The organism is Candidatus Melainabacteria bacterium RIFOXYA2_FULL_32_9 (genome assembly GCA_001784615.1).
Lineage (GTDB): Bacteria > Cyanobacteriota > Vampirovibrionia > Gastranaerophilales > UBA9579 > UBA9579.
The window spans coordinates 1-5,201 of the sequence record MFRQ01000143.1 but is presented as its reverse complement, the minus strand read 5'-3'; the positions used below and the strand labels follow the sequence as shown (position 1 = coordinate 5,201).

Below are 5,201 nucleotides of genomic sequence, written 5' to 3'. Positions count from 1 at the left end.
AAATTAGAACTAGCCAGCCCCCTAATAATAAGGGGGTTTTCTTTTTTTAAGGACAGCGGAAAAAATCCGTTATGATTTTTGTAGGTAACATAGTTACATTATTAAGTACTAAATTATTTCAACACTTATATTTGTGCCTTTGGCACTTCCTGTAACCAGCCATTAATCTCTATGAAAAATGGTATGACGATGGCTATCGCGACCGCCGGTTTTTAGCATGCCCATTTTTTCAGCATAGTCTTTTGCTATTCTGGAATAATTCTCATCGCTTTTCTCTGTAGATTCAGAGTATGAATAATATGCTTCAATTGCATTTCCACCGTTATTTTTAAATCCTTCCATAAAGGATTCCATTTCTCTATTTTTAGGAAGTGTTACTCTGCCAGGATGAGCAAGACTATAAATGCCGGGAACACTATTCAAAACTTCAAAAATTTCCTCTAATGCAGTTTTAGTATGTTTATCTTTCTTATTCTTTTCTAAAAAATCGTTTATTTTTTCATCAAATGGATTTATACAATAAGCAAGCATTTCCAGATTTGCTGGAGGCTCATCAGGATTATGATCGGGCCATCTATATTTTGCTAAAAGCTCAACACCTGAAACAAATTTTATATTTTCATATTTTTCAGGATTTTGCCCTATTATTTTTATTGCCTCTTGAGAACCTTTTAAAGTATTATGGTCGGTTAAAGCCACATAAACATTAGATTTTATCTTGCTTGCATAATTGCAAGCCCTATCTAATAATTCTTGAACAGTCATTTCTCCATCTGAATATATAGTGTGATTATGTAAATTTGCCTTAAATATACCTTTTTTTATGTTTATATCATCCTCACCAGGCATAAAGTTCTCTTGTGTTAATTTATCTCTTAAAACCTTCTTTAATTCATTAGATCCAACCACAGATTTTAAATCCTGTGCGCTGCAATTTGCGTGTTTGGCCAGTTCTCTTCTATATTCATTATCAGCCTGAAATTCCTTATTTCTTGATTTAAAAGATATTGTACTCAAATTATAATTTGCCAAAGCTTTAAGGCTACTAACAGAATCGGTTAAACACGATTCATTGGCTGGTACACAAGCTGGTTTTATTATTTTAGATTCATTATTCTTGTGATACGGATTTATAGAATTAAATAATACTTTCATTATTACCTAATAGTCCTCCCTGTCCATCACCTTTGACTTTCGTTATGATTATAACAGTAACAAAAATAGTGTTAAACTTTAAATAATGTAAAATATCAATTAATAGAGGTTAATAGTTTTCTTTTCATACGAACATTGTTGATTTATACTATCCTTAAAATAATTAGTAGTACTAAAACGTAACCTGATAGCTTTAAATTAAGTCTGCCTGTTTCAGTGGCTATAATCGATGACTTAAGTTAGGTAATGGATATTACCAAATAATTAAGGGACAAATTAATGATTAATAATACAAATAAATCAAGCATTGCAGGATATAAATACTTCATTACAGCAATATTTATAACATTTTTAAGCATCATTAGCTTAAATAATGCTTGCTTAGCTAATGGAGAATACTACTTAACTATATTGCATACTAATGATGTCCATGGGCGGCTTCAGTCAATTGATTATTCAGATAAACTACATTCTGTTGGTGGAATTGCCAGAAGAGCCACAATAATAAGAGATCTTAAAAGTCAGAATCAAAATCTTTTAGTTTTAGATGCAGGAGATGCTGTTCAAGGTAGCTTGTTTTTCAGATTTTTTGACGGAATTCCTGATATAAAATTTATGTCTCAAATAAGTTATGATGCAGCAGCCCTTGGAAATCATGAATTTGATAAAGGCATTGATGTAATTGAAAACCTAGTCAATACTGCTAATTTTCCATATATTTCTTCTAATATTAGGTTTACCAAAAATAAATCCCTCGATCGCAAAATAAAAGATTATATTATAAAAGATTATAACGGATTTAAAGTTGGAATTATCGGGGTAACTACTGATGATTTAAAAACTTTAACCAGAGGTGCAGATCATATAAAGATTTTTGATGATGTTAAAACTGTAAAAAAGCTTGTAAAAAAGTTAGATCCTAAAGTGGATTTTATAGTAATTCTTTCGCACATTGGTGTAGAGGATGATATTGAACTTGCAAAGGCAGTACCTGAAATAGATGTAATCGTTGGAGGACATTCACATACTTTATTAAATAAGCCTATTACAGTTCTTAATGATAAAAGCACCACTTTAATTGTGCAAGCTGGAGAATTTGGTATTAATTTAGGTAAGTTAGAGGTTACTATTAAAGATAAAAAAATCGAAAAATATAACTATAATCTAATCCCTATCGATAAAAAAATCAAAGAAGATCAATCAATGGCAAAAGATATATTTTTACTTGCTCAACAAATCGAAAATAAAACCAATAAAGTTGTAGGTGTTTTAAATACTCCAATAGATGCAAGAGAAAATAAAATAAGAACAGGTTTAACAGCAGCAGGAAGCCTAGTAACTGAAGCTGTTAAATCTAAGTACCCTGACGCTGAAATAGTAATGCAGAATAGCGGTGGAATAAGAGCCCATAAGTACATAAATCCAGGGCCTATTACTATAGGAAATATTCTCGAATTATATCCTTTTGATAATACGGTTGTATTAGCTGAAATATCCGGACAGGACATAAAATCTATTCTTGAAACAAGCTCCAGGGATTTACCCGGTTTTGCAGGTTCATTCTTGCAAACCAGCGGGCTGGAATACACAATAGACTTATCCCAAAAGCCACAGGAATTATCAGACGATAAAACCAAATTAATCAGCGAGGGTAGTAGGGTTACCAATATCAAAGTTAATGGAATTCCTTTAGGCGAAAAGAAATACTATAAAATTGCAGTAAATGATTTTATTTTTAGTGGCGGAGATGGCTATACCCAGTTTAGAAGAGCAAAAAACGTCCATAAATTAGACATATTACTACGATCTTTAATTATAGATTATATAGAACATAATTCCCCTATATCATTAACCGTAGGGGATAGGATTAATTTGCTGGATTATAATAAAATTAAATAAATTATTTTTAGACATATTTGAGTTGTGAGAATATTTATGAAAAATAAACAAAAACTAAGAACAGTAATACCAATAGCCATATTCGGATTTATCTCCTTTATGGTAATAAACTTTTCCAACGTTAATGTTTTTGATAACTTTTTTCTGCCTATAAATAAAGCAAGAGAGCTTTACAAAGAGGCAAAAGAATATCAAGATAATAACGAATTTAAAACAGCTTATTATACATACAATAAGATTCCATCAGGATATATAGCCTATGACATCGTACTATTCCAGCAAGCTAAATGCGCAGCAGCTTTAGAAGATGAAAAAACAGCTATAAATAAACTGGAAACGTTATTATCAAAATATGCTGGAAGCCCTATTGAAAACCAGGCAAGCTATAATTTAGGTCAGGCTTATATTAGAGTCGGTGATTATCAAAAAGCAGAGGAACTTTTCGAAGAAACAATAAAAAACCATCCGGATTCTAACTATGCAATAGGCAGTTATTACTATCTTGGACAAATTAATCAGGATAAAGATAAAAATATTGCTGCTAAATACTGGTTAAAATACTTATCTTTATCACCTGATGGCAGATTTGCTATTGATTGCATAGATGGAATAAGTAATTTAAAAGTTAATTTAACTACAGAAGACAAGAAAAATATAGGAATTGCCTTATTCACAGCTCAAAGATACAAAGAAGCTCATAATTATTTAAGGCAAATTTCCATTCAAGATAGTTGGTACTATCTGGCTAAAATTAATGCTAAATTAGGAAATACTCAAATAGCAAAATATTTCCTAAAAGAAGGCATATGGAAATATTCAAATACTGTTACTCAGGATGAAATGCAAGATGCTATGTTATCTTATGTGCGTTTAGCATCTCAACCGGCAATAAAAAGCTGGTCAGAAGTGATTAGTACAGTAAAAAATGCTAAAGACTTTGCTCTTTTCAGTAAAGCGCAAATTATTCCAAAAAGTTCATCGTTACAGTTTTACAGAACCATATTCGATAATTATTCTGAAGGATATTATGCATCTGAAGCTTTATGGAATCTATTTTGGGATGAATTTAGCAAGGGTAATTATAATCAAGCTATAAGTTTAGGTAAAAAGCATATAGATAAATACACTAATACCTTAGCATCTCCTAAAATAATATTCTGGACAGGCAAGGCTTATGAGCGAATAGGACAAAAAAATCTGGCTAAAGACTATTACCAAAAATTATTGTCTCTTTATCCTGATAGTTATTATGCATTTAGAGCAAATGGCCGAATACAAGCATTAATTGCAGGCAAAGATCCTGGTTGGGGAACTAACATTAATTCATCAATTAGCGAACAGGATCCTTTTTCTTTGCCATACTCCTATAACCATATTTATCAAAAGCAGGGTGCACAAATAGCAGAATTAATTAATATTGGAGATTATGAAACCACTATAAATATTATGAAAGATGATCCTTTCCTTGATAGTTGGATAAAACTCAAATCTAATCTTGTATCAAAGTCAATCGTACTGGCAAGAGACGGTATGAATAAATTAATGCCGAAACCTGATTCTCGTGATAGAAGGTGGAGATTAATTTATCCGGTATATTATGCGGAAGAAATAAATCATTATGCTCATATGAATAATCTTGATCCCATTTTAATCTTATCTTTAACAAAAGAAGAAAGTTATTTTAACCCTCTTGCTGTTAGTTCGTCAAATGCGCAAGGTTTAATGCAGCTTCTCCCTGGAACAGCAAAGGACATAGCTAGATGGAACCATCTTGGTGCAGTTAATGCATTTCAACTTTTCGATCCTAAAGCCAATGTGAAGCTTGGTACATCGTATTTTAAATATGTTAAAAGCAGATTAAACAATAGTTCTCTTTATGCAGTCGCAGGATATAATGGGGGGCCAGGTGCTGTGGAAAAATGGCTTAGAACCATTCCTCATGATGATTTAGATCAATTTATCGAAAATATACCATATGAACAAACAAGAAATTACATAAAGAAAGTTTATGGCAGTTACTGGAATTACAAGAGAATTTATAATTTTAATTAAACTAAGGAGGTAACAAAAAATACTTACGCATAAAGTGATATTGTCATTGCGAGGAGGGCTGAAAGCCCGACGTGGCAATCCAAATTATAGCATTA

The 5,201-nt window shown here is 31.6% G+C and carries 3 protein-coding genes; 2 read left to right on the top strand and 1 reads right to left on the bottom strand.

Translation table 11 applies throughout. The features are described 5' to 3' along the window. Positions 1 to 162: 162 nt before the first annotated feature. Positions 163 to 1,155: a hypothetical protein gene (locus A2255_09875; GenBank protein OGI17579.1), complete on the bottom strand. Its 993-nt coding sequence runs from the start codon at positions 1,153 to 1,155 to the stop codon at positions 163 to 165. Positions 1,156 to 1,434: 279 nt separating this feature from the next. On the opposite strand from A2255_09875, the gene A2255_09870 reads away from it, so the two are divergent. Together A2255_09870 and A2255_09865 are read left to right on the top strand one after the other, a co-directional pair. Further along, positions 1,435 to 3,054, top strand: coding sequence for a hypothetical protein (locus A2255_09870; protein OGI17578.1), 1,620 nt, complete (start codon positions 1,435 to 1,437; stop codon positions 3,052 to 3,054). A gap of 36 nt (positions 3,055 to 3,090) precedes the next feature. Beyond that, positions 3,091 to 5,106: a hypothetical protein gene (locus tag A2255_09865; protein OGI17577.1), complete on the top strand. Its 2,016-nt coding sequence runs from the start codon at positions 3,091 to 3,093 to the stop codon at positions 5,104 to 5,106. Positions 5,107 to 5,201 lie beyond the last annotated feature (95 nt).